This is a genomic window from Candidatus Allofontibacter sp. (assembly GCF_038145245.1).
GTDB lineage: Bacteria > Pseudomonadota > Alphaproteobacteria > Pelagibacterales > Pelagibacteraceae > Fontibacterium.
This window is the reverse complement of the sequence record NZ_JAYQPI010000063.1, coordinates 1-2,441: the sequence shown is the minus strand read 5'-3', so window position 1 is coordinate 2,441 and position 2,441 is coordinate 1. Positions and strand designations below refer to the sequence as shown.

Genomic DNA, 2,441 nt, shown 5'->3' with positions numbered 1-2,441 from the left:
TCTTTGTTATCTATGTGATTATTCTTGGTTCTATTTTTCTCACTCAATATTTAGTAAAATTAAATTCAAAGTAAAATCATTAAATCAGTGATAAAATAAAAAATATGTCATCGATTATTGAATTTCTAAGACCTGATGGAAAAACCTCTAAGGGTTATTTAACGGAAGGCAGTAAAGATGCACCTGCAATTGTTGTCATCCAAGAATGGTGGGGGATGAATGATCAGATTAAAAAAGTTGCTGATAGTTTAAAAAATTCAGGTTATCGAGCACTCGTTCCAGATTTGTATAAAGGTAAAGTTGCCTTAGATGAAAATGAAGCAAAGCATTTAATGACAGATCTTAATTTTCTCGATGCTGCAAAAGAAGATATTCGAGGAGCTGTTCAGTATTTAAAAAACACCGGATCTAAAAAAGTTGCAGTCACAGGCTTTTGCATGGGAGGAGCGTTAACTTGTCTTTCATCGGTTCATGTTCCTGAATTAAATTGTGCAGTGATTTGGTATGGGTATCCCCCTTTAGATTTAGTCGATGCAAGTAAAATTAAGATTCCATTAATTGGTCATTGGGCACTCCATGATGATGCTTTTAATATCAGTGGCGTTGATCAATTAGAGAAGAAATTAAAGGACGCTAAAGTAAACTTTGAATTCTTTAGATATGACGCCAAACACGCTTTTGCTAATGAAGAAGCAGATCAGCGAAATCTTCCTTACTTAAAATACAATGAAGAGGCTAAAAAATTAGCATGGACTCGAACCATGACTTTCTTAAATAAAAACTTAAAGTAATTTTAGTAAGTTTTAATTAAGATAAATGAGTATAATTTCTACATATATTTTATTGATATTTTTTTAAAAAACCAATAAACCTCACATTTTTATCCTTAGCGATTTATAAAAATCCATAAAATTAGTGATGAAACTTAGATATTTATTAATAGTATTTTTATTAAATTTTTTTTTAATAAATATTGTATTTACTAAAAAATCTTTAGCAGCATGTACTGCAAATGCTTCACCTACGGGAGATTGCACAGGAAATATAAATATTACTAGTTCAAATTTAACAATAACCAACAATTACACCGTAACAGGTTATATTGATCACGAAACCGCAGGTGTAAGTAATACTATCATTGCTAATAATGGAACAATTTCTAGCTCGACTTTCGCATTTTTTTTATATGGAAGCTCATTGTCTTCAATTACAAATTCTGGAACTATAAGCAATACTAGTACCAGTAATAGTTCATATGCAGCTATTCAACTTTCCAACAGTTCAGCAACTACACCAACCATCACTGTTAATTCATTAACTAATAATTCAGGCGGAACTATAAGTGGTAATTATGCAATTTTGAATAATCAGGCAGGAACAATAACTACTATTACAAATTCTGGAACTATTACTGGTTTATTTAGTGCAATTGATAACGAAAAAAACTCTATCTCAGCAACTATTGGAACAATTACTAATAACTCAGGTGGAATTATTAGCTCCACCAATCATGCGGGCACACCAGGAGCCAGGAGTGATGCAATTTTCAATGAAGGAACAATCACTACAATTACTAACTCAGGAACAATTCAAGGAAATGTTAATTCCGGAACAGTCGCAGGATCAGCTGGAATTTTTAACACCGGTGGAACAATTGGAACAATAACTAATAATTCAAGCGGGACTATTACAAGTTCACAAACAGGAATTAATAATAATGGTGGAACAATTACTACAATTACAAATGAAGGTACAATTAGCGGAACAGGTCAATATGGAATTTATAATCCATTAAATAGTACAATCACTACACTTACTAACTCAGGAACAATTCAAGGGAATATAGTTTCTGGAACTTGGTATGGAATTGATAACGCTGGAACAATAAGCACTTTAACAAATACTGGAACCATAAGCGGAAGTGGAAAAGCCATTAATAATACAGGAACAATCACAACTCTTAATAATTCGGCAGCATCTTTAATGTATAATGGAAGACTTCCTCAAACTTACAATATTATTTTAGGAAATAATGCATCAACATTTGGCACATTGTCAGCCACAATTGTAAGTACATATGATGGTGTTGCTGGACACAAGACAACTTTTGGAATTAGCAGTGGAACTGTTAAAGCTAATAAATATGCAGGGGTTATTAGCGGAGTTAGCAATAGTTATTTAGATGCACAAACAGGAACGTACGGCGGATATAGTTGGAGTTTAAGTCTTCAAGATGGAAGTACAACGACATGGGATCTTTTATTTCCAAGTTATATTTCGCCCTCAGACACTGATATCTCTTTATCAGCTCTTGCTTCTCATTTGAAAGGTGCAATTAACTATCAAAATAGTTCTTTAAACCAAAGTTTAAATTATGACTGCTCATATTTTGGAAAAAATAATTTTTGTATGTCGGGTGGAGTACGAAATACAAATACAAG

General features: G+C 32.4%; 2 protein-coding genes. Both read left to right on the top strand.

The genetic code is table 11. From position 1 onward, the window contains the following. The first annotated feature begins 104 nt into the window (after nt 1–104). Nucleotides 105–791 carry a dienelactone hydrolase family protein gene (locus AC8IGH_RS05345; protein ID WP_507419681.1) on the top strand — a complete coding sequence of 229 codons (687 nt, stop codon included), beginning with the start codon at nt 105–107 and terminating at the stop codon, nt 789–791. 127 nt (nt 792–918) lie between these two features. Then, a partial coding sequence (locus AC8IGH_RS05340; RefSeq protein WP_507419680.1) for a beta strand repeat-containing protein occupies nt 919–2,441 on the top strand: 1,523 nt, incomplete at its 3' end.

What these genes read in the sequence shown, in the direction of transcription:
- AC8IGH_RS05345 (WP_507419681.1), top strand. Translation starts at nt 105, where the DNA reads ATGTCATCGATTATTGAATTTCTAAGACCTGATGGAAAAACCTCTAAG.